Source organism: Pseudomonas sp. B21-035 (genome assembly GCF_024748945.1).
In the GTDB taxonomy this organism is placed as follows: Bacteria; Pseudomonadota; Gammaproteobacteria; order Pseudomonadales; family Pseudomonadaceae; genus Aquipseudomonas.
On sequence record NZ_CP087179.1, the window covers coordinates 435,958 to 457,718 of the forward strand.

Here is a 21,761-nt window from a genome sequence, read left to right on the forward strand (position 1 = left end):
TGCGCCGCCGCGCAGGCGTCTATTCCTTATGGGGAACAGCATGGCCCGAGTTCTGATCGTCGACGATTCGCCGACCGAAATGTACAAACTGACCGGTATGCTCGAAAAGCACGGGCATGAAGTGCTCAAGGCCGAAAACGGCGCCGATGGCGTAGCCCTGGCCCGCCACGAAAAGCCCGATGCGGTACTGATGGACATCGTCATGCCCGGGGTCAACGGCTTCCAGGCCACCCGCCAGTTGAGCAAAGACCCGGAAACCGCGCATATCCCGGTGATCATCGTCACCACCAAGGACCAGGAGACCGACAAGGTCTGGGGCCAGCGCCAGGGCGCCAAGGACTACCTGACCAAGCCGGTGGACGAAGACACCCTGATCAAAAAGCTCAACGACGTGCTCAAAGGTTGACCACCCAGCCCATGGGCGAGTCGCTGACGGCCTTCGAGCTGCTGCTGGACATCGACCGGCGCTGCCGGCTGCTGGCCGCCGACCTGCCGTTGCAGGAAACCCGCCTGCAGAGCTGGAGCGGCATCGGCTTTCGCATTGCCGAACAGTGGTTCGTCGCGCCCATGGGCGAAGTCGCCGAAGTGCTGCACGAGCCGCGCCTGAGCCGCATCCCCGGGGTCAAGCCCTGGGTCAGCGGCGTCGCCAACCTGCGTGGCCGGCTGCTGCCGGTGATGGACCTCTGCGGTTTCTTCGCCCTGGGCCTGTCGGCACCGCGCAAGCAGCGACGAGTGCTGGTGCTCGACCATGACGAGTTGTTTGCCGGCTTGCTGGTCGATGAAGTGCTGGGTTTGCAGCATTTCCCGCTGCACAGCCTCGACCTGTCGCCGCCAACGCCGTTGCTCAGTGCGGCCGCGCCCTTCGTCCAGGGGCATTTCCAGCGTGAGCGCAGCTGGGCGATCTTCAGCCCCTTCGCCCTGGCCCAGGCGCCGGGTTTCCTCGATGTCGCGCTGTAAAGGAATGCCACCTCCGTGACCACGACCAAGACGGCTCCATCGCCCCAGGGTTCCCGCAGCAGCGCGCAGATCGCGGCGCTGTTCGTGGTGCTGATCCTGTCGATCATCCTGCTGTTCGCCAACTTCGCCTACCTCAACACCCAGGCCAACTACGACAAGCAGTACATCGGCCATGCCGGCGAACTGCGCGTGCTGTCCCAGCGCATCGCCAAGAACGCCACTGAAGCGGCGGCCGGCAAGGCCGTGGCCTTCCGCCTGTTGAGCGAGGCGCGCAACGACTTCGAACAGCGCTGGGGCTACCTGAAAAAGGGCGATGCCAGCACCGGCCTGCCCGCTGCGCCGCCGGCGGTGCGCAAGGAAATGGACGCGGTGCTGCGCGACTGGGAAAACCTGCGCAAGAACACCGACACCATCCTGGCCAGCGAGCAGACCGTGCTGTCGTTGCACCAGGTCGCCGCGACCCTGGCCGAAACCGTGCCGCAGTTGCAGGTGGAGTACGAGAAGGTCGTCGAGATCCTCCTGCAAAGCGGTGCGCCGGCCAGCCAGGTGGCCGTGGCCCAGCGCCAGTCGTTGCTGGCCGAGCGTATTCTTGGCTCGGTGAATACCGTACTGGCCGGCGACGACACCGCTGTGCAGGCCGCCGATGCCTTCGGCCGCGACGCCAGCCGTTTCGGCCAGGTGCTCGAGGCCATGCTCGGCGGTAACGAAGCGATCCAGGTTACCCGCGTGCAGGATCCGGACGCCCGCGCGCGCCTGGGCGAGATCGCCGAGCTGTTCCAGTTTGTCGCAGGCTCCGTCGACGAAATCCTCGAAACCTCGCCCGAGCTGTTCCGTGTGCGCGAAGCCGCCGGGAGCATCTTCGGCCTTTCGCAAACCCTGCTCGATGAAGCCTCGCGCCTGGCCACCGGGTTTGAAAACCTGGCAGGCGGCCGAACCCTGGATACCGTCGGCGGCTATGTACTGGGTTTGCTGGCGCTGGCGTCGATCATTCTCATCGGCCTGGTGATGGTTCGCACCACCCACCGCCAGTTGCACGAAACTGCCGAGAAGAACGAGCGCAACCAGCAGGCGATCATGCGCCTGCTCGACGAAATTGAAGACCTTGCTGACGGCGACCTGACCGTAACCGTGTCGGTGACCGAAGACTTCACCGGCGCCATTGCCGATTCGATCAATTACTCCATCGACCAGCTGCGCGACCTGGTGGCGACCATCAACCTCAGCGCCGAGGAAGTTGCCGCCGCCGTGCAAGACACCCAGAACACCGCGCGCCAACTGGCCAAGGCCTCCGAGCACCAGGCCCAGCAGATCAGCGATGCCTCGGTGGCGGTGGGCGACATGGCTGAATCCATCGACCGCGTTTCCACCCACGCCTACGAATCGGCCAAGGTGGCCGAGCGTTCGGTGGCTATCGCCAACAAGGGCAACGAGGTGGTGCACAACACCATCAACGGCATGGACAACATCCGCGAGCAGATCCAGGACACCGCCAAGCGGATCAAGCGCCTGGGCGAGTCGTCCCAGGAGATCGGCGATATCGTCAGCCTGATCGACGACATTGCCGACCAGACCAACATCCTCGCCCTCAACGCGGCGATCCAGGCTTCGCTGGCCGGTGAAGCCGGGCGCGGTTTTGCCGTGGTTGCCGACGAGGTACAGCGCCTGGCCGAACGCTCATCGTCGGCCACGCGGCAGATCGAAGCGCTGGTGCGTACCATTCAGGCCGACACCAACGAAGCGGTGATCTCCATGGAGCAGACCACCGCCGAAGTGGTGCGCGGTGCGCGCCTGGCCCAGGATGCCGGGGTCGCCCTGGCCGAAATCGAAGGCGTGTCGCAGACCCTCGCCGACCTGATTCACAGCATCTCCGACGCCGCCCAGCTGCAGACCTCTTCGGCCGGGCAGATCTCGCATACCATGTCGGTGATCCAGCAGATCACCTCACAAACTTCGGCCGGCTCCACCGCCACCGCCGAGAGCATCGGTAACCTGGCGCGCATGGCCAGTGAAATGCGCCGCTCGGTGTCCGGTTTTACCCTGCCGCCGACGCCACCGCGTTGAGGGCATCATGGTGATGGGAGCAGTTATGGCGGATCGGCACGATACGGTGGCGCTGGCCTGGGTCAGAGGGGCGATCGCCGACTGCCTGGGCCAGGCGCGCCTGACCCTTGAACACTTTGCCGCCGAGCCCGGCGATGAAGCGGTGCTCGACGGATTCGTCGAACAGCTGCACCAGGTGCGCGGCTGCCTGCTGATGCTCGAACTGCACGGCGCGGCGCTGCTCGCCGAAGAAATGGAACAACTGGGCCTGGCCTTGCGCCAGGGCCGCGCCAGCCAGCGCGGTGAAGCGCTGGGCGCGTTGTTTCGCGGCCTTGAGCAATTGCCGCTGTATCTGGAGCGCCTGCGCAGCGCCCGCCGCGACTTGCCGTTGGTGGTGTTGCCAGTGCTCAACCAATTGCGTGCCGAGCGCGGTGCCCAGGCCCTGGCCCAGGACAGCCTGCTGAGCAGCAGCCCGGCCGACGCCGAAGAGCTGGCCAACCTCGACCTGTACCTGGGCACCTGGCGCGATCGCCTGCAGGCCGGGCCGGATCGTGATGCCTTGCGTTCGGTGGTTGCCGCCCTGTGCGAAGACCTCAAGCGGGTCAAGGAGCGCCTCGACCAGTTCGTGCGCGGCGACCGCCAGCATCTGGATGAACTGGAGCCGTTACTGGCACCGCTGCGCCAGATCGCCGACACCCTGGCGGTCCTCGGCTTCGGCCAGCCGCGGCGGGTGATCATCGACCAGGTGCTGGTGCTGCAAAGCCTGGCCCAGGGTCAGCGCGAGCCTGCCGATGCGCTGCTGATGGATATCGCCGGCGCGCTGCTGTATGTCGAGGCCACCCTGGCCGGCATGGTCGGGCCGCTGGAGCAGAACAGCCAGAGCCCGCTGCCGGGCACCGACCTGGCGGAGATTCGCCAGCTGGTGCTGGAGGAAGCCTTCGCCGTGCTGCAGCAGGTCAAGGACCTGATCGGCGATTGCCTCGACGCCGGCTGGCAGCCGCAGCGTCTGCAGCCAGTGCCGGGCCTGCTGCAACAGGTGCGTGGCGCGCTGGCGATGCTGATGCTGCCGCGCGCAGCGGCGTTGATCGGGCAGTGCGGCGACTACGTGCATGCACAGCTGCTGGGCAGCGAGACCCTGGCGGATACTGCAGCCCTGAGCCACCTGGCCGAGGCCGTGAGTGCCTGTGAATGCTACCTGCAATGGCTGATTGCCGATCCCCAGGCCAACCCTTCGCGGTTCCTCGAGGCGGCGCAGCACAGCCTGGCTGCTTTGGGTTATCGGCCCGAGCCGGAACCGGCGTTGGTGGAAGCGCCTGTTGTTGCGGCGGATGAAGAAGCACCAATCGACGACGAGCTGCGGGAAATTTTCCTCGAAGAGGCCCACGAACTTCTGCCTTTGCTCAATCAGATGTGGACGCGCTGGCAAGCCGACGGCGCCGATCGTGACGCCCTGATCGAACTGCGCCGCGGTCTGCACACCCTCAAGGGTAGCGGGCGGATGGTCCGCGCCCAGGTGCTGGGGGAACTGGCCTGGGCGGCGGAGCACCTGCTCAATCGCGTGCTCGAGGGCCGGGTAGATATCGGTGCAGCGCCCCTGGCCGCCTTGCAGCAAGCGCTGGACACACTGCCTGGCTTGCTCGGCGAGTTTGCCCAGGCACTGGCGCCGGCGCATCCGCAGGTTGAACAACTGGCCGCGCACCTGCACGCCCTGGCCATGAACGACCCGCGCAGCGAGGCCGAGGCCGGCGAAGCCATCGACCCGCAATTGCTGGAGATCTTTCGCAACGAAGCCCTGGGTCACCTGGACAGTCTCGAAGCCTTCCTGCACGAGGCCGACAAGCAGTTGCCGCTGGCAGTCAGCGATAACCTGCAGCGCGCCCTGCACACCCTCAAGGGCAGTGCGGCGATGGCCGGGGTAGTACCGATTGCCGAGCTGGCCGGCGCCCTGGACTTGCTGGCGCGGGAGTTCAAGGCCCATCAGCTGGCCTTCGACCTGGAAGAAATCTACCTGCTGGAAACTGCCGAGCCGCTGCTGCGCCGTGGCGTGCAGCAGCTCTCCAGCGCGCCTCTGGCGCCGATTGCCGGGGCCGCGACGCTGATCGCCGATATTCACCAGGTGGTCGATGCGCGCCTGCAAGCTTTGCTCGAGGCGCCAAGCCAGGGCCTGCGGGTCAAGCGCGACCCGCAACTGATTGCCAGCTTCCTGGCCCAAGGCATGGACATCCTGCTCGACGCCGAATCGTTGCTTTTGCGCTGGCAGGAGCACCCGGGCGAGCGCCAGGAACTCAATGCCCTGCTTGATGAACTGACCACCCTCGGCCAAAGCGCACACCTGGCCGACCTGTGGCAGGTGGATGAGCTGTGTGAAGCCTTGCTCGACCTCTATGGCGCCGTGGAGGAGAGCAGCCTGGCGGTCAGCCCGCGGTTCTTCAGCGAGGCGCAAAGCGCCCATGAAGCGCTGATCGACATGCTCGACCAGATCGCCGCCGGCCAGGAAGTCGACCCGCGTCCGGAACGCCTGCAGGCCTTGCGCGAGCTGCTTGACGAAGGCCTCGACCCATCGGCCATGGGCCTGGTCAATAGCCAGGGCGGGACAATCACCGAGCTTGCCAGTGCCACCGCCGAACTTGCGGCCCAAGCGCCGGACCCGGCCATGCTCGAACTGTTTCTCGATGAAGCCAGCGACATTCTCGACAGCGCCGACCAGGCCCTGGCGCGCTGGCTACTGGATACCGACAACGCCTCGGCGCTGTCGTCGCTGGCCCGCGACCTGCAAACCCTCAAGGGGGGCGCGCAGATGGCCGCCATGGGCGCGTTCGAGGTGCTGGCACAAGAGCTTGAGCTGCTTTACGAAGGTTTGGTGGACCGGCGCTTCAGCCCTGGCGCCGAGCTGTTTGCCCTGCTCAAGCGCAGCCACCAGCAACTGGCGCAGATGCTCGAACAACTGCAGCAAGGCCAGGTGCCGGCTGCCCAGGTAGAGCTGCTGGCGGCGCTGCGCGAGTTTCGTCATGAGGCGCCGCCGCCGGTGCCTGTGGATAAACCCGTCGAAGCGCAGCAGGATGCCGGCGACAAAGAGCTGCTGGAGATCTTCCTCGAAGAAAGCCTGGACCTGGTCGAAAGCTCCAGCGCGGCCTTGCTGCGCTGGCAGGCCGAACCGCGTAATGGCGTTGAGGTAGAGAACCTGCTGCGCGACCTGCACACCCTCAAGGGCGGTGCGCGGATGGTCGAGATCGGGCCGATCGGCGATCTGGCCCATGAACTGGAGTTTCTCTACGAACTGCTCGCCGCCGGCCAGTTGCAACCGAGCCCGGCGCTGTTCAGCCTGCTGCAGAATTGCCACGACCGCCTGGCGCACATGCTCGATGCGGTGCGCCTGCAGCAACCGTTGCACGCGGCCACGGCGCTGATCGACTACATCCGCAACTTCAGCAGCGCCGCATTGGCCGATACCGCTGCCGGTCAGGCGCACCCGGATACGGCGCCGCCAGAGCTGCCGGTGACCGCCCCTGAGCGTGGCGCCGGGGATATGGTCAAGGTGGCCTCGGAGCTGCTTGATGACCTGGGCAACCTGGCCGGAGAGAATTCGATCATCCGTGGCCGCATTGAGCAGCAGGTCAATGACGCCCAAGTGGCCCTGAACGAGATGGAAACCACCCTGGAGCGCATGCGCGACCAGTTGCGCCGCCTGGATACCGAAACCCAGGGGCGCATCCTCAGCCGCCAGGCCGATGGCGACGGCCAGGCCTACGACGATTTCGACCCGCTGGAAATGGACCGCCATTCGCAGCTGCAGCAGTTGTCGCGAGCGTTGTTCGAATCGGCCTCCGACCTGCTCGACCTCAAGGAAACCCTGAGCGTGCGCGCCCATGACGCGCACAGCCTGTTGCAGCAACAGGCGCGGGTCAACAGCGACCTGCAGGAAGGCCTGATGCGCACCCGCATGGTGCCGTTCGAGCGCCTGGTGCCGCGCTTGCAGCGGGTAGTGCGACAGGTCTCCAGCGAGCTGGGCAAGCAGGTCGAACTGGTGGTCGGCAATGCCGAGGGCGAGATGGACCGCAGCGTTCTGGAACGCATGATGGCGCCGCTGGAGCACATGCTGCGCAACGCCGTCGACCATGGCCTGGAGTCGCGCGAGGCGCGCCTGGCAGCGGGCAAGCCTGCGCACGGGCTGATCTCGCTGAACCTGCTGCATGAAGGCGCCGACATCGTCATCGAAATGACCGACGACGGTGCCGGGGTGCCGCTGGAAGCCGTGCGGCGCAAGGCGATCAAGCGTGGTTTGCTCGACCCTGCAGCGGTGCTCAGTGACCACGAGATCATGCAGTTCATCCTCCAGCCAGGGTTTTCCACCGCCGAGAAGATCACCCAGATTTCCGGCCGCGGCCTGGGCATGGACGTGGTCCATGAAGAGGTCAAGCAGCTCGGAGGTTCGATGGTGATCGAGTCGAAGCCGGGCAAGGGCGCGCGCTTTTTGATTCGCCTGCCATTCACGGTGTCCATCAACCGTGGCTTGATGGTGCACTACGGCGAAGAGCAGTACGCGATTCCGCTCAATACCATCGAAGGGATCGTCCGCGTGCCGCCGGCCGAACTCGAGGCGTGCTATCAGCTTGATCCGCCGCATTACCAGTACGCCGGGCATCGCTACGAGCTGCGCTACCTGGGCGAGCTGCTGCAGGGGGCGGCGCAGCCGAAACTGTTGGGCCAGAGCCTGCCGCTGCCGGTGCTGCTGGTGCACTCCCACGACCAGCAATACGCTGTGCAGGTCGATGGCCTGGCGGCCAGCCGCGAGATCGTGGTCAAAAGCCTGGGGCCGCAGTTTGCCGCGGTCCAGGGCTTGTCCGGGGCGACCTTGCTGGGCGATGGCCGGGTGGTGCTGATTCTCGATCTGCTCGGCCAGTTGCGCGGTTTGCAGCAGCAGTTGGCGCTGCACCAGCACAGCAGCGAAGGCCTGCGCCGGGACAGCCATGGCAGCTTGCCGCAACGGCCGCTGCTGGTAATGGTGGTGGATGACTCGGTGACGGTGCGCAAGGTTACCGGCCGCCTGCTCGAACGCCACGGCATGAACGTACTGACCGCCAAGGACGGGGTCGATGCCATGGCCCTGCTGCAGGAGCATCGCCCGGACATTCTCCTGCTGGATATCGAGATGCCGCGCATGGACGGCTTTGAGGTCGCCACGCAGATCCGCCACGACCCCAGGCTCAAGGACCTGCCGATCATCATGATCACTTCGCGTACCGGCCAGAAACACCGCGACCGGGCCATGGCCATCGGCGTCAATGACTACCTGGGCAAGCCCTATCAGGAATCGGTGCTGCTGCAGAGCATCGCCCAATGGAGTCGCCGCGATGCTTGAACAACCGGCCCGGCAAAACCGGCGCAGCAGCCTCACCGGCCTGCTGCTGCCCTTGAGCGATCGCTGCCTGGTACTGCCCAACGTGGCCGTGGCCGAACTGATCGGCTTTCAGGCCGGCAGCCCGGCGCTGGACGCGCCCGAGTGGATGCTTGGCTGGATCGACTGGCGGGGCCAGCGCCTGCCGCTGCTGAGCTTCGAGTCGGCCTGCGACGGCCAGTTGCAGGTTGGCGAGCGGGCGCGGATCGTCGTGCTCAATGCCCTGGGCGACAGCCCGCTGCGCTTTGTCGCCTTGCTGGTGCAGGGTATTCCGCGCTCGTGCAAGCTCGACAGCCAGCTCAACTACGTCGATGTGCCGCTGGCCGGCCTGGAGCTGGCGGCGGTACAGGTGGGCGAACAGGTGGCACGGGTGCCGGACCTGCCCGCGCTGGAGCAACTGTTGGTAGACGCAGGGGTGGTTTGAAGCATTTGCCTGTGTAGGATGGGAGACCTGTTTTAAGTCAGGAGGATCCTGTTGCATGTATCACGGTGAACGTTTCAACGCCTGGACCCATCTGGTCGGCGCCGTTCTGGCCTGCATCGGCGCCATCTGGCTGCTGGTGGTGGCGAGCCTGCAAGGCGACCCCTGGAAGATCGTCAGCCTGGCGATCTATGGCTTTACCCTGCTGTTGCTTTACAGCATCTCGACCCTTTATCACAGCGTGCGCGGCAAAGCCAAAGTGATCATGCGCAAGCTCGATCACCTGTCGATCTACCTGTTGATTGCCGGCAGCTATACGCCGTTCTGCCTGGTCAGCCTGCGCGGGCCCTGGGGTTGGAGCCTGTTCGGGGTGGTCTGGGGGCTGGCGGTGATCGGCATGCTGCAAGAGATCAAGCCGCGCTCCGAAGCGCGGGTCATGTCGATCATCATCTATGCGCTGATGGGCTGGATCGTGCTGGTGGCGGTCAAGCCGCTGCTCGCCAGCCTCGGCGCCGCAGGCTTTGCCTGGCTAGCGGCCGGTGGCGCGTTCTACACCATCGGCATCATCTTCTTTGCCTACGACAGCCGCTTTCGCCATTGGCATGGCATCTGGCACCTGTTCGTGATCGCCGGCAGCCTGCTGCACTTCATCGCGGTGTTCTTCTACGTGCTCTAGAAGTCGCCCCACAGCTGCTGGGCCACGGCCAGGGCCACGACTGGCGCGGTTTCGGTGCGCAATACGCGCGGGCCCAGGCGTGCGGCATGGAAGCCGGTGGCCTTGGCCTGCTCGACTTCGGCCTCGCTGAGGCCGCCTTCTGGGCCGATCAAAAACGCCAGGCTGGCGGGCTGCTGATGGCTGACCATGGGTTCGGCGACCGGGTGCAGGACCAGCTTGAGGTCCTGGTCGCAGGCCTTGAGCCAGTCTGCCAGCGGCTGTGGCGGGTGGATGACCGGTACGCTGGAGCGCCCGCATTGCTCGCAGGCGCTGATCGCCACCTGGCGCCAATGAGCCATGCGCTTGTCGGCGCGTTCATCCTTGAGGCGTACTTCGCAGCGCTCGCTGACGATCGGGGTGATAGCGCTGACGCCCAGTTCGGTGGCCTTCTGGATTGCCCAGTCCATGCGCTCGCCGCGCGACAGGCCCTGGCCGAGGTGAACTTGCAGGCTGGAGTCGGCTTGCCCGGCGAAGGCTTCGTCGAGCTGCACGCGGACGGTTTTCTTGCCGACTTCCAGCAGTTGGCCGCGAAACTCCTGGCCGCTGCCGTCGAACAGTTGCACGGCATCGCCAACCGCCATGCGCAGCACGCGGCCGATGTAGTGGGCCTGGGCTTCGGGCAGGTCGTGGGCGCCGAGGCTCAGGGGGGCGTCGATGAAAAAGCGGGACAGTCTCATGTACTAACTCTAAAAATGTGTTGGCAGTGCGGGCTTCATCGCGGGGCAAGCCCGCTCCTACAGGGATCTTTGCAGGAGCGGGCTTGCCCCGCGATGCTGTTAGCCCGGATCGCGGAAATCAGGGTGAAAATCAGCCGGCACTGCCACGCTGACGCGGCTGCTGGTGGCAATGTCGATACCCTCGGTGGCCACCTCGGCGAGGAAGTCGATCTGCTCCGGGGTGATCACGTATGGCGGCAGGAAATACACCACGCTGCCCAGCGGGCGCAGCAGGGCGCCACGGCTCAGGGCGTGCTCGAAGACCTTCAGGCCACGGCGTTCCTGCCACGGGTAGGCGGTCTTGCTGGCCTTGTCCTGGACCATCTCGATGGCCAGGGCCATGCCGGTCTGGCGCACTTCGCCAACTTGCGGGTGGTCGACCAGGTGCTCGGTGGCGCTGGCCATGCGCTGGGCCAGGGCCTTGTTGGCCTCGATGACATTGTCCTGCGCGAAGATATCCAGGGTCGCCAGCGCCGCGGCACAGGCCAGTGGGTTGCCGGTGTAGCTGTGCGAGTGGAGGAAGGCGCGCAGGGTCGGGTAATCGTCGTAGAAGGCGCTGTACACCTCGTTGGTGGTCAGGCACGCGGCCAGCGGCAGGTAGCCACCGGTCAGGGCCTTGGACAGGCACAGGAAATCCGGGCGGATGCCGGCCTGTTCGCAGGCGAACATCGTCCCGGTGCGGCCAAAGCCCACGGCGATCTCGTCGTGGATCAGGTGCACGCCATAGCGGTCACAGGCCTCGCGCAGCAGCTTGAGGTATACCGGGTGGTACATGCGCATGCCACCGGCGCCCTGGATCAGCGGTTCGACGATCACCGCGGCGACCGTGGCGTGGTGTTCAGCCAGGGTCTGCTCCATGGCCGCGAACATGTTGCGCGAGTGCTCTTCCCAGCCCATGCCCTCGGGGCGCAGGTAGCAATCGGGGCTTGGCACCTTGATGGTGTCGAGCAGCAGCGCCTTGTAGGTCTCGGTGAACAACGGCACGTCGCCGACCGACATCGCCGCGATGGTCTCGCCGTGATAGCTGTTGCTCAGGGTGACGAAGCGCTTCTTCTCTGGCTGGCCTTTGTTCAGCCAGTAGTGAAAGCTCATTTTCAGCGCCACTTCGATACAGGACGAACCATTATCGGCGTAGAACACCCGGTCCAGGCCTTCGGGGGTGATCTGCACCAGGCGCTCGGACAGCTCGATCACCGGCTGGTGGCTGAAGCCTGCGAGAATCACGTGCTCAAGCTGGTCGACCTGGTCCTTGATGCGCTGGTTGATGCGCGGGTTGGCATGGCCGAAGGCGTTGACCCACCAGGAGCTGACGGCGTCGAGGTAGCGCTTGCCTTCGAAGTCTTCCAGCCACACGCCTTCGCCGCGCTTGATCGGAATCAGCGGCAGTTGTTCGTGATCTTTCATCTGGGTGCAGGGGTGCCACAGGACCTTGAGGTCACGTTGCATCCACTGTTGGTTGAGGCCCATTTCGATTCTCCTGGCGACGGCGGCTCGGACATGCCGCGCAAGCCTATGCAATGCGCCGGTCGAGAACAACCCGTGCGCTGCAATCAGGGTGCTGGCGTTGCTGGCGGGGGCGCTTGGCGTGGCGTATCCTTCGGCTACTCTTTCTGGGGGATCCCCCCAAACACTTCTGCTTTGATCCGGAGTTCGCCGAATGTCTGCTGGTTGGCTGCGCGCCTGTGCGCTGGTAATGATAGGACTGTTCAGCGGCACTGCGCTGGCCAAGGACAAGGCCCCGACGGCAATCGTCGTCGGTGGCGGTCTGGCCGGCCTGACAGCCGCCTATGAGTTGCAGAACAAGGGCTGGCAGGTGACCCTGCTGGAAGCCAAGACCGGTATGGGCGGGCGCTCGGGCCTGGCCACCAGTGAATGGATCGGCAACAGCAAGGCCCAGCCGGTGCTCAACCAGTACCTGGATGCCTTCAAGCTCAGCACCTTGCCGGCACCTGAGTTCGTGCGTACCCCGGGTTACCTGATCGATGGCGAGTATTTCAGCGCCGCCGACCTCAGCACCAAGCAACCGGCCACCGCCGAAGCGCTCAAGCGTTACGAGAAGACCCTCGACGACCTCGCACGCTCGATCGACGATCCGCTGAACCCGGCGGCCAACAGCACCCTGTTCGCCCTCGACCAGCTCAACGTTTCCGGCTGGCTCGACAAGCTGCAACTGCCGGCCACCGCGCGCCAGCTGGTCAACCAGCAGATCCGTACCCGCTATGACGAGCCGTCGCGCCTGTCGCTGCTCTATTTCGCCCAGCAGACCCGCGTCTACCGCGGCGTCAGCGACCGTGACCTGCGCGCCGCACGCCTGCCAGGTGGTAGCCCGGTGCTGGCCCAGGCCTTCGTCAAGCAATTGAAAACCATCAAGACCCAGTCGCCGGTCAGCGCCATCATCCAGGACAAGGACGGCGTCACCGTCAAGGTTGGCAGCGTCGGTTACCAGGCCGACTACGTCGTGCTGGCCGTACCGCTGCGCGCGCTGTCGAAGATCCAGATGACTCCGGGCCTGGACACCAAGCACCTGGCCGCCCTCAAGGGCACCAACTACGGCTGGCGCGACCAGCTGATGCTCAAGTTCAAGACCCCGGTGTGGGAAAGCCGCGCGCGGATGTCTGGCGAGATCTACAGCAACACCGGCCTGGGCATGCTCTGGATCGAGCCTGCGCTCAAGGGCGGCGCTAACGTGGTGATCAACCTCTCCGGTGACAACGCGCGCCTGCTGCAAGCCTTTGGCGACAAGCAGATGGTCGACCAGGTGCTGATCCGTCTGCACGCCTTCTACCCGCAAGCCCGTGGCGCCTTCACCGGCTACGAAGTACGCCGTTACAGCACTGACGTGGGTACCGGTGGCGCCTACCTGGCCTATGGCCCTGGGCAGATCAGCAAGTACTGGCGCCTGTGGGAGCGTCCGGTGCAGCGGGTTGCCTTTGCTGGCGAGCACACCGATGCGATGTACCCGGGCACCCTCGAAGGCGCTCTGCGCAGTGGCCAGCGCGCTGCCAGCCAGGTCCAGGACCTGGCCGCGGGCAAGTCGTTCGAGCCGGTCAAGGCGGTTGCCGCCACGGCCGCTGCCGGCACCGCGGCTGCCGCGGCGAGCAAAGGTAATTTCTTCAGCAACCTGTTTGGCGGATCGTCCGACAAGCCGGCCAAGGCCGAAGAGCCGGTGAAGAAGGAAGAGGGCAAGCCAGGCTTCTTCAAGCGCATGTTCGGTAGCGATGACAAGCCTGCCGAGCAGCCAGCGGCCAAGCAGGCCGAGGTGGCTCCGGCCCCTGCGCCGGCGCCAGCACCTGCGGTCGCCCCGGTTGCCAAGGAAGAGCCAGCCAAGGCGCCGGTGAAAGCCGCTCCGGCCAAACCAGCGGCCAAGCAGGCACCGGCGAAAAAGCCGGCAGCCAAGGCGCAACAGCCGAAGAAAACCGCAGCCAAGGCTGCGCCTGCGAAAAAAGCCGCCGCCAAGGCGGAACCAGTGAAAAAGCCGGTAGCCAACACCCAGGCCAAGGCGCAGTAATGCGCTGACTTCATCGCCGGCAACGCCGGCTCCTACAGGGGCAAGTACACACCGAACCTGTGGGAGCCAGCCTTGCCGGCGATGGGCCGCGCAGCGGCCCCAAGGCCCGCAGGGTCTTCCCTTCCCACGTAGTTAATGTTTCCTTAATAGCTTCGTTTCATACTAAAGATCATATTTCTCGATATTTCAGAGCAAGTTTTTCTGCTTTTATTCGATTAATAAATCGTTAGTCTGAGCACAGTTCTTACAGGGAAACACGGCAATGCAACTGCGCAACTCACCTTCTCGTTATGGCTTTGTCAGCATCGTCCTGCACTGGGGTGTTGCACTGGCTGTATTCGGCCTGTTCGGCCTGGGCCTGTGGATGATGGGCCTGGACTACTACAGCCCATGGCGCAAAGACGCCCCCGACCTGCACAAAAGTATCGGCCTGGTGCTGCTCGGTGTGATGCTCCTGCGCGTGCTCTGGCGCTTTCTCAGCCCACCGCCGCCAGCGCTGCCCAACCACGGCAAACTCACCCGCCTCGCCTCCAAGGCCGGCCATGGCCTGCTGTACCTGGGGCTGTTCGCGGTGATGTTCGCCGGCTACATGATTTCTACCGCCGACGGCGTTGGCATCCCGGTGTTCGGCCTGTTTGAAGTGCCGGCGCTGGTCAGCAACCTGCCCGATCAGGCCGATGTCGCCGGCGAGATCCATTTCTACCTGGCCTGGGGCCTGGTGATCTTTGCCGGGCTGCACGGCCTGGCAGCCCTGAAACACCACTTTATCGACCGTGACGCGACCCTGATCCGCATGCTGGGCCGCAAAGCTTGATGTTCAACCTCAACTCCAAAAGGGATATAGACGCATGTTGAAAAAGACTTTTGCCGCTCTGGCGCTCGGTACCGCACTGTTCTCGGCCGGTCAGGCAATGGCAGCAGACTACAAGATCGACAAGGAAGGCCAGCACGCCTTCGTTGACTGGAAGATCAGCCACCTGGGCTACAGCTTCATCCACGGCACCTTCAAGGACTTCGATGGCTCCTTCAGCTGGGACGCCGCCAAGCCTGAAGCCAGCAAGATCGCCGTCGACCTGAAAACCGCCAGCCTGTGGTCCAACCACGCCGAGCGTGACAAGCACATCGCCAGCAAAGATTTCCTCGATGTGAGCAAGTTCCCAGAGGCCAAGTTCGTCTCCACCGCTGTCAAATCGACCGGTGAGAAAACTGCTGACGTGACTGGCGACCTGACCCTGCACGGCGTCACCAAGCCAGTCATCTTCAAGGCCACCTTCAACGGTGAAGGCAAGGATCCATGGGGCGGCGAGCGCGCCGGCTTCAACGCCAAGACCACGCTGAACCTGAACGACTTCGGCATCAAAGGCCCAGGCCCGTCTTCGCAGACCCTGGATCTGGACATCTCGATCGAAGGCATCAAGCAGAAGTAATGCTTGCTGCATAAACGAAAACGCCGCCCCTAGGGGCGGCGTTTTTGTTGGCGCGGTCGCTGAATCAGCGGTTACGCGTCAGCAGCGCAGGCTTCTCGCCACGTGGACGGCTTGGCAGCTGCTCGAGCTGTTCGGCAGTCGGGAAGCGGTCGACCTTCGACTCCTTGTGGACGATCTTCGGCTGCGGCTGGCCCTCACGCGGATTGCGCACGGCCGGCTCTTTGCTCGCTTGATCGTCGCGCGCCGGGCGGCGATTGCGACCGCCACCGTCGCGGCTGCCGCCACCATTACGGGCACCGCCGCCGCGCTTCTCGCCATTGGCCGAAGCACCACCACCGCTGCGCGGACCGTTGTTGCTGCGCGGCTGGCCGCCACGTGGCTGGCCACCGGTGCTGGCGCCGGTGCCGGTCTGGGCAGGTGCGCCCGGACGACGGTTACGGCCCTGGTTGCCCTTGTTCTGGTAAGGGCTGACGTAGTCGGCGCGGTTGCCGAAGTTGTCGACTTCGTCATCCAGGAACTCTTCCGGATCACGATTGGCCGGAACTTGCGGAACACCTGGCTGGCCCGACTGGGCCTGCCGCGGTTTGTTGTCGCGGGGCTTGCGCTCCTGGCGACCACCGGCGGATTTCTCCGCGGTTTTTTCCTTGTCCTTGTCGCGGCCTTTGTCTTTGCCCTGGTCCTTACCCTTGTCCTTGCGACCGCCGCTACCGGCATTGCTGCCATCGGCGCGCTGGCCACGGCCACCACGCGGACTGTTTTGCGGACGCTCACGGGTCTCGGGTTTCTCGGCTTCGACCTTGGAGGCATCAAAGCCCATCAGGTCGCCATCCGGGATCTTCTGGCGGGTAACGCGCTCGATGCTCTTGAGCAGTTTTTCTTCATCCGGAGCGACCAGCGAGATGGCCTCGCCCGAACGACCGGCACGACCGGTACGGCCGATACGGTGAACGTAGTCTTCTTCAACGTTGGGCAGTTCGAAGTTGACCACGTGCGGCAACTGGTCGATGTCCAGGCCACGGGCGGCGATATCGGTGGCAACCATGATGCGCACGCTGCCGGCCTTGAAGTCGGCCAGGGCCTTGGTGCGCGCGTTCTGGCTCTTGTTGCCGTGGATCGCGGCGGCGGTCAGGCCGTGTTTTTCCAGGTACTCGGCCAGGCGGTTGGCGCCATGCTTGGTACGGGTGAACACCAGCACCTGTTCCCACGCACCGGTGGTGATCAGGTGTGCCAGCAAGGCGCGCTTGTGGCTGGCCGGCAGGCGGTAGACGCGCTGCTCGATACGCTCGACTGTGGTGTTCGGCGGCGTGACCTCGATGCGCTCGGGGTTGTGCAGCAGCTTGTCGGCAAGGTCAGTAATGTCTTTGGAGAAGGTCGCCGAGAACAGCAGGTTCTGACGCTTGGCCGGCAGGCGGGCAAGGACCTTCTTCACATCATGGATGAAGCCCATGTCGAGCATGCGGTCGGCTTCGTCGAGCACCAGGGTCTCGACGTGGGACAGGTCAACGCTGCCCTGGCCGGCGAGATCCAGCAGGCGGCCGGGGCAGGCCACCAGCACGTCGACACCCTTGGCCATGGCCTGAACCTGTGGGTTCATGCCGACGCCACCAAAGATGCAGGCGCTGACGAATTTGAGGTCGCGGGCGTAAACCTTGAAGCTGTCGTGAACCTGGGCGGCCAGTTCGCGCGTCGGGGTCAGCACCAGTACCCGCGGCTGGCGTGGGCCATGGCGCTGGGATTTGTCCGGGTGACCACCGGGGAACAGGCGTTCAAGGATCGGCAGGGCGAAACCGCCGGTTTTACCAGTACCTGTCTGGGCAGCAACCATCAGGTCGCGGCCTTGCAACACGGCGGGAATGGCCCGCTGTTGCACCGGAGTGGGCTGGGTGTAGCCCGCAGCCTCGATGGCGCGAACTAGAGCCTCGGAGAGACCGAGGGAAGCAAAGGACATGAGTAATCCTGTTCTAATGGGGACTGAGCCCGATGGGATAATCTTGCCTGGCGCGACGGGCATCAGCTGATGCTATCGCGTCCGGTCCAGCAGGGTCTTCAATGCGCATCCGGGGCGGCGGGCGGGCTCTGGGCCGCGCTGTCCTGCCGGTCGGGATGCCTTTTGCAAGGCCGAGCGTCCGGGCGTAAGCCTGGCGGGAAGGCCCGAGTATAACAGAGCATTCAGCGCATGCTGCTTTCCTGCTGCTCAACGGCGGTTGGAAAGTTTTCCGCAGTGCCGGCGTAGCGTGCATGCAGCGCGGCATAGGCCGGCTCGCGCTTGAAGCGCCGCAGCTCGGCGGCAAAGCGCTGGGCCAGCAGGTCCATGCCGACATTGCGGCGCACCGCCAGGTACTGGCTGTGGCGGCTGATCACCAGAGGCAGTTCGCTGATCTGCTGTTCCAGGCCCAATGTCTTGATCATATAGCGGCCCACACGGCGGTCGGTGATCAACAGGTCGATACGTCCGCGCTGGAGCTTGCCGAAGTTGGCCTCGTGAGTGGGGGCCGGCTCGCGGGTGAACAGTGGTGAGTCGATAAACGCGCCACCATAGCTGTAACCGGGCGAAGTGCCGACGGTAAGGCCGCGCAGGTCTTCCAGGCGCTTGACCTTGTGCGGGCGAGCGTTGGCATAGAACAGGGTAAATTCGACGTCGGACAGCGGCTCGCTGGGGTAGAACAACTGGCTGTCGCGCTGTTCGGTCTGGAAGATGTCCAGCACGCCATCGGCCAGGCCCTGCTCGATCATCGCCAGGCAGCGCTTCCAGGGCAGGAACTGCCATTCCACCTCGACCCCCAGGCGCTTGAATACCTCGGCGGTGACCTCATAGTCGATGCCTTTGGCCTGGCCGTCTTCGAGATAGACGTAGGGGGCCCAGGGTTCGGTGACGATACGCAGCTTCTCGCCGTGGGCAAAGGCACTCAGGCAAGTGAGGATCAGCGCGGTCAACAGGCGGGTGAAATTGGGCATGGCTGGAGATTACGACGTGTGCACGGCTATGGCTAGTAGCCGTGCATGTCGAGCCAGCCTGGCTGTCAGCGCTGTGATCGCTTTAACAGTGAATCACGCACCGTGCGGTGCTTGCGGCCCAGCGACAGGCGCATGCCTGGGTGCTCGAACCATCGCTGCAGGGTATCGGCGCAGATCGGCCGCGGATGGCGAGCCCTGGCATTGTCCAGGGCCTTGTCCCACCAGGCCGTAGCGCAGGCGCGGTCGAACTCGTTGGGGTAGTCGTAGCAGCCATTGAGCAACTCGCGCATGAACTGGCGCTGTTCGCTCGGCAGGGCCAGGCTCAGCGCCTTGTAGCCCAGGCGTTGCAAGGTCGGCGGTTTGGGCAACTGGGCGTTGACGCGGGTGACATCCGCCAGTGCCTCTTCGCTCAGGGGCGCGTGCTGGTGCTTGGCCAGCCAGGCCTGGACCTTGGCCCGGAACAACTGCTTGCGGCTCCAGTAGTGATGGATCAGGTCGGTGCACTGGTTGACCTGCATCTGCCGGTAGGCGGCCACGCCCAGGCAGAACTCCTCCAGGGTGTAGGCGCCGTTGGCGTGGGGGTAGTACTCGTCCATCAAGGCGATGGAGCGGTCCAGCAATGGCGCATCTTCCTGCATCAGGCCAATCACCCCGGAGTTCAGCAGCGGCATGTGCCGGTCGGCCAGCCCGCGTTCTTCGAGCATTGCTGCCAGGCTCTGGAACAGCGGGCACTGAGGATCATTGCCATAGGTACTGCCGATGGCATTGCACAGCAGGGTGCCTGGCTTGACCCGGCGGAACAGCTCGATGGGCGACTGATGGAAGAACGTGTCGGTATCGATCAGCACGGCCATGGGCGCGCTGGCCAGCACCTGACGCAGCACCACGTGCTTGCTGCGAAAGTGGTAGCCGTAGGGCTGGTTCCAGGCTTCACGGGTGGCGGCGTCGAGTGGATGAACAGTTACCGGCAGGTGCCGGTAGGGTTCGGGATTGTCGCTGTAAACCTGGATATCAAGTGCTTCCCCGGGTGTCTTGCGCAGGTTGGCCAGGGCGCTGACGATGCTGAACTGGGCTTCCTGGTGGTAGGTGGGCGGCCCGAAGACCAGGTAAACGAGTTGCGGTCGAGCAGGGGTAAGTCCTTGGCGCATGAAGGCACGAAAATCCGTCTGGGGGCAGGAATGCAGAAAGGCCCTTAGCGTAAGCTAAAGGCCTTTTCAGTATTCTGACGCAATTGTTACCTGCGGTGTAGCGGTTCGATCAGCGGGGCAACTTGAGGTTGTTCCAGATCGCCAGGCTCGGGTCGGCCTGGTTCAAGGTGTAGAAGTGCAACCCTGGAGCGCCGCCTTGCAGCAGTTGCTCGCACATGCGGGTGATGACGTCTTCACCGAAGGCCTGGATGCTCTTCACATCGTCGCCGTAGGCTTCCAGCTGCTTGCGGATCCAGCGTGGGATCTCGGCGCCGCAAGCGTCAGAGAAGCGCGCCAGCTTGCTGTAGTTGGTGATCGGCATGATCCCCGGTACTACCGGAATATCCACACCCAGCTGCTGCACGCGCTCGACGAAATAGAAGTAGCTGTCGGCGTTGAAGAAGTACTGGGTGATGGCGCTGTCGGCGCCGGCGTTGGCCTTGCGCACGAAGTTCTTCAGGTCGTCCTCGAAGTTGCGCGCCTGGGGATGCATCTCCGGGTAGGCGGCGATTTCGATATGGAAGTGATCGCCGCTTTCCTGGCGGATGAACTCCACCAGTTCGTTGGCGTAGCGCAGCTCACCGCTGGCCATGCCCATGCCCGACGGCAGGTCGCCGCGCAAGGCGACGATGCGCTGGATGCCGGCTGCCTTGTACTGGGTCAGCAGCGAGCGCAGGTCGTCCTTGCTGTCGCCGACGCACGACAGGTGCGGGGCGGCGGGGACTTTCACTTCGCTTTCCAGCTGCAGCACGGTGTTCAGCGTGCGGTCGCGGGTCGAGCCACCGGCACCGTAGGTGCAGGAGAAGAAATCCGGGTTGTAGCTGGCCAGCTGGCGGGCAGTGGCGAGCAGTTTTTCATGTCCAGCATCGGTCTTGGTCGGGAAGAACTCGAAGCTGTAACGACGTTCCTGAGACATAGAAGGTTCTCTTCAGCGGCAAGCTACAAGCCGCAAGCGACAAGCAGAAGCGGCGCGAACCGCTTGCAGCTTGCAGCTTGCAGCTACCAACTTTCAGTAACGGTAGGCGTGTGGCTTGAATGGCCCTTCAACAGTCACGCCGATGTATTCGGCCTGTTGCGGGGTCAGTTGGGTCACTACACCACCGAAGCCGCGGACCATTTCCAGGGCCACTTCTTCGTCGAGTTTCTTCGGCAGGACTTCAACGGTCAGGCGCTCGGCTTTCTGAGCGGCTGGCAGGTCGGCGTACTTCTGTTCGAACAGGAAGATCTGTGCCAGGACCTGGTTGGCGAACGAGCCGTCCATGATCCGGCTTGGGTGACCGGTAGCGTTGCCCAGGTTCACCAGGCGGCCTTCGGCCAGCAGGATCAGGTAGTCGTCGTTCTGTGGGTCGAAGTCGCCGTGGCCGGTACGGTGGATCTTGTGTACCTGTGGTTTGACTTCTTCCCAGGCCCAGTTCTTGCGCATGAAAGCGGTGTCGATTTCATTGTCGAAGTGGCCGATGTTGCAGACCACGGCGCGCTTTTTCAGGGCCTTGAGCATGTTGGCATCGCAAACGTTGACGTTACCGGTGGTGGTCACGATCAGGTCGATCTTGCCCAGCAGGGCCTTGTCGATGCTCGCTTCGGTGCCGTTGTTGATACCGTCGATGAACGGCGAGACCAGCTCGAAGCCGTCCATGCAGGCCTGCATGGCGCAGATCGGGTCAACTTCGGAAACCTTGACGATCATGCCTTCCTGACGCAGCGACTGGGCCGAGCCCTTGCCCACGTCACCGTAACCGATGACCAGCGCCTGCTTGCCCGACAGCAGGTGGTCGGTGCCGCGCTTGATGGCATCGTTGAGGCTGTGACGGCAGCCGTACTTGTTGTCGTTCTTGCTCTTGGTGACCGAGTCGTTGACGTTGATCGCCGGGACTTTCAGCTCGCCCTTGGCCAGCATGTCGAGCAGGCGGTGCACACCGGTGGTGGTCTCTTCGGTGACGCCGTGGACGCGCTCCAGTACCGCCGGGTATTTCTTGTGCAGCAGCTCGGTGAGGTCGCCGCCGTCGTCGAGGATCATGTTGGCGTCCCATGGCTGGCCATCCTTGAGGATGGTCTGCTCCAGGCACCACTCGTACTCTTGCTCGGTCTCGCCTTTCCAGGCGAACACAGGGATGCCGGCAGCGGCAATGGAGGCAGCGGCCTGGTCCTGGGTCGAGAAGATGTTGCAGGACGACCAGCGCACTTCGGCACCCAGGGCGACCAGGGTTTCGATCAGCACGGCGGTCTGAATGGTCATGTGGATGCAGCCGAGGATTTTCGCACCCTTGAGCGGTTGCTCTTCAAGGTACTTGCGGCGCAGGCCCATCAGCGCTGGCATTTCCGATTCGGCAATGATGGTCTCGCGACGGCCCCAGGCAGCCAGGGAGATGTCGGCGACTTTGTAATCGGTAAAACCAGCAGGCGTGTTTACAGCGCTCATTGAGAGCCTCCATTCGTAGTG

General features: G+C 64.2%; 15 protein-coding genes and 2 pseudogenes. 10 read left to right on the forward strand and 7 right to left on the reverse strand.

The features are described 5' to 3' along the window. The first annotated feature begins 40 nt into the window (after positions 1-40). The 7 genes and pseudogenes from pilH to LOY22_RS01975 all read left to right on the forward strand — a co-directional run bounded on the left by pilH (position 41) and on the right by LOY22_RS01975 (position 9,489). Entirely contained in the window at positions 41-406 is a 366-nt protein-coding gene (gene pilH, locus LOY22_RS01950; protein ID WP_045193983.1) for a twitching motility response regulator PilH, read from the forward strand. Beyond that, positions 403-957 carry a chemotaxis protein CheW gene (locus tag LOY22_RS01955; RefSeq protein ID WP_082075373.1) on the forward strand — a complete coding sequence of 185 codons (555 nt, stop codon included), beginning with the start codon at positions 403-405 and terminating at the stop codon, positions 955-957. Before pilH ends, LOY22_RS01955 begins: the two co-directional genes overlap by 4 nt. A 15-nt stretch (positions 958-972) precedes the next feature. Further along, the gene (locus LOY22_RS01960; protein ID WP_045193845.1) at positions 973-3,018 is read left to right on the forward strand and encodes a methyl-accepting chemotaxis protein; all 2,046 of its coding nucleotides are present in this window, start codon (positions 973-975) and stop codon (positions 3,016-3,018) included. A 1,039-nt stretch (positions 3,019-4,057) separates the two neighbouring features. Further along, a pseudogene (locus tag LOY22_RS01965) lies at positions 4,058-7,840 on the forward strand (Hpt domain-containing protein); the annotation flags it as partial. A gap of 129 nt (positions 7,841-7,969) precedes the next feature. Beyond that, positions 7,970-8,356: pseudogene (locus tag LOY22_RS26945) on the forward strand (PleD family two-component system response regulator); the annotation flags it as partial. Beyond that, on the forward strand, positions 8,349-8,816 hold the full coding sequence (locus LOY22_RS01970; RefSeq protein ID WP_093376918.1) for a chemotaxis protein CheW: 468 nt from the start codon (positions 8,349-8,351) through the stop codon (positions 8,814-8,816). The pseudogene LOY22_RS26945 and the gene LOY22_RS01970, both read left to right, overlap by 8 nt. A 55-nt stretch (positions 8,817-8,871) precedes the next feature. Continuing rightward, positions 8,872-9,489 (forward strand): PAQR family membrane homeostasis protein TrhA, encoded by a 618-nt coding sequence (locus tag LOY22_RS01975; RefSeq protein WP_045193841.1) that lies wholly within the window; start codon positions 8,872-8,874, stop codon positions 9,487-9,489. On the opposite strand, the gene LOY22_RS01980 is transcribed toward LOY22_RS01975, so the two are convergent. Next, the gene (locus LOY22_RS01980) at positions 9,486-10,205 is read right to left on the reverse strand and encodes a 16S rRNA (uracil(1498)-N(3))-methyltransferase (protein ID WP_045193840.1); all 720 of its coding nucleotides are present in this window, start codon (positions 10,203-10,205) and stop codon (positions 9,486-9,488) included. The two genes, LOY22_RS01975 and LOY22_RS01980, sit on opposite strands and share 4 nt — an antisense overlap. Before the next feature lie 99 nt (positions 10,206-10,304). Next, positions 10,305-11,711 (reverse strand): adenosylmethionine--8-amino-7-oxononanoate transaminase, encoded by a 1,407-nt coding sequence (locus LOY22_RS01985; RefSeq protein ID WP_045193839.1) that lies wholly within the window; start codon positions 11,709-11,711, stop codon positions 10,305-10,307. A gap of 190 nt (positions 11,712-11,901) precedes the next feature. Between LOY22_RS01985 and LOY22_RS01990 the strand changes: the two genes are divergently transcribed. The 3 genes from LOY22_RS01990 to LOY22_RS02000 all read left to right on the forward strand — a co-directional run bounded on the left by LOY22_RS01990 (position 11,902) and on the right by LOY22_RS02000 (position 15,179). Beyond that, the gene (locus LOY22_RS01990) at positions 11,902-13,752 is read left to right on the forward strand and encodes a flavin monoamine oxidase family protein (protein ID WP_093376915.1); all 1,851 of its coding nucleotides are present in this window, start codon (positions 11,902-11,904) and stop codon (positions 13,750-13,752) included. A 262-nt stretch (positions 13,753-14,014) separates the two neighbouring features. Further along, entirely contained in the window at positions 14,015-14,566 is a 552-nt protein-coding gene (locus tag LOY22_RS01995) for a cytochrome b (protein ID WP_045193834.1), read from the forward strand. A gap of 34 nt (positions 14,567-14,600) precedes the next feature. Then, on the forward strand, positions 14,601-15,179 hold the full coding sequence (locus LOY22_RS02000; RefSeq protein ID WP_093376912.1) for a YceI family protein: 579 nt from the start codon (positions 14,601-14,603) through the stop codon (positions 15,177-15,179). A 64-nt stretch (positions 15,180-15,243) separates the two neighbouring features. Here LOY22_RS02000 and LOY22_RS02005 read toward each other — a convergent pair whose 3' ends face one another. The 5 genes from LOY22_RS02005 to ahcY all read right to left on the reverse strand — a co-directional run bounded on the left by LOY22_RS02005 (position 15,244) and on the right by ahcY (position 21,740). Continuing rightward, the gene (locus tag LOY22_RS02005) at positions 15,244-17,127 is read right to left on the reverse strand and encodes a DEAD/DEAH box helicase (RefSeq protein WP_176794195.1); all 1,884 of its coding nucleotides are present in this window, start codon (positions 17,125-17,127) and stop codon (positions 15,244-15,246) included. 221 nt (positions 17,128-17,348) lie between these two features. After that, the gene (locus LOY22_RS02010; RefSeq protein ID WP_258596022.1) at positions 17,349-18,134 is read right to left on the reverse strand and encodes an ABC transporter substrate-binding protein; all 786 of its coding nucleotides are present in this window, start codon (positions 18,132-18,134) and stop codon (positions 17,349-17,351) included. A gap of 65 nt (positions 18,135-18,199) precedes the next feature. Next, positions 18,200-19,282, reverse strand: coding sequence for a hypothetical protein (locus tag LOY22_RS02015; RefSeq protein ID WP_093376904.1), 1,083 nt, complete (start codon positions 19,280-19,282; stop codon positions 18,200-18,202). 109 nt (positions 19,283-19,391) lie between these two features. Further along, positions 19,392-20,237: a methylenetetrahydrofolate reductase [NAD(P)H] gene (gene metF / locus LOY22_RS02020; protein WP_045193827.1), complete on the reverse strand. Its 846-nt coding sequence runs from the start codon at positions 20,235-20,237 to the stop codon at positions 19,392-19,394. Between the two features lie 93 nt (positions 20,238-20,330). After that, complete coding sequence (gene ahcY, locus LOY22_RS02025; protein WP_045193826.1) at positions 20,331-21,740, reverse strand: adenosylhomocysteinase; 1,410 nt, start codon at positions 21,738-21,740, stop codon at positions 20,331-20,333. Between the last annotated feature and the right edge of the window lie 21 nt (positions 21,741-21,761).

Bases quoted from the DNA above. Each gene is read 5' to 3' on its own strand.
- metF (WP_045193827.1), bottom strand. From the start codon at position 20,237: ATGTCTCAGGAACGTCGTTACAGCTTCGAGTTCTTCCCGACCAAGACC.
- LOY22_RS01990 (WP_093376915.1), top strand. From the start codon at position 11,902: ATGTCTGCTGGTTGGCTGCGCGCCTGTGCGCTGGTAATGATAGGACTG.
- LOY22_RS02005 (WP_176794195.1), bottom strand. From the start codon at position 17,127: ATGTCCTTTGCTTCCCTCGGTCTCTCCGAGGCTCTAGTTCGCGCCATC.
- ahcY (WP_045193826.1), bottom strand. From the start codon at position 21,740: ATGAGCGCTGTAAACACGCCTGCTGGTTTTACCGATTACAAAGTCGCC.
- LOY22_RS02015 (WP_093376904.1), bottom strand. From the start codon at position 19,282: ATGCGCCAAGGACTTACCCCTGCTCGACCGCAACTCGTTTACCTGGTC.
- LOY22_RS02000 (WP_093376912.1), top strand. From the start codon at position 14,601: ATGTTGAAAAAGACTTTTGCCGCTCTGGCGCTCGGTACCGCACTGTTC.
- LOY22_RS01995 (WP_045193834.1), top strand. From the start codon at position 14,015: ATGCAACTGCGCAACTCACCTTCTCGTTATGGCTTTGTCAGCATCGTC.
- LOY22_RS01985 (WP_045193839.1), bottom strand. From the start codon at position 11,711: ATGGGCCTCAACCAACAGTGGATGCAACGTGACCTCAAGGTCCTGTGG.
- LOY22_RS02010 (WP_258596022.1), bottom strand. From the start codon at position 18,134: ATGCCCAATTTCACCCGCCTGTTGACCGCGCTGATCCTCACTTGCCTG.
- pilH (WP_045193983.1), top strand. From the start codon at position 41: ATGGCCCGAGTTCTGATCGTCGACGATTCGCCGACCGAAATGTACAAA.
- LOY22_RS01980 (WP_045193840.1), bottom strand. From the start codon at position 10,205: ATGAGACTGTCCCGCTTTTTCATCGACGCCCCCCTGAGCCTCGGCGCC.
- LOY22_RS01975 (WP_045193841.1), top strand. From the start codon at position 8,872: ATGTATCACGGTGAACGTTTCAACGCCTGGACCCATCTGGTCGGCGCC.
- LOY22_RS01970 (WP_093376918.1), top strand. From the start codon at position 8,349: ATGCTTGAACAACCGGCCCGGCAAAACCGGCGCAGCAGCCTCACCGGC.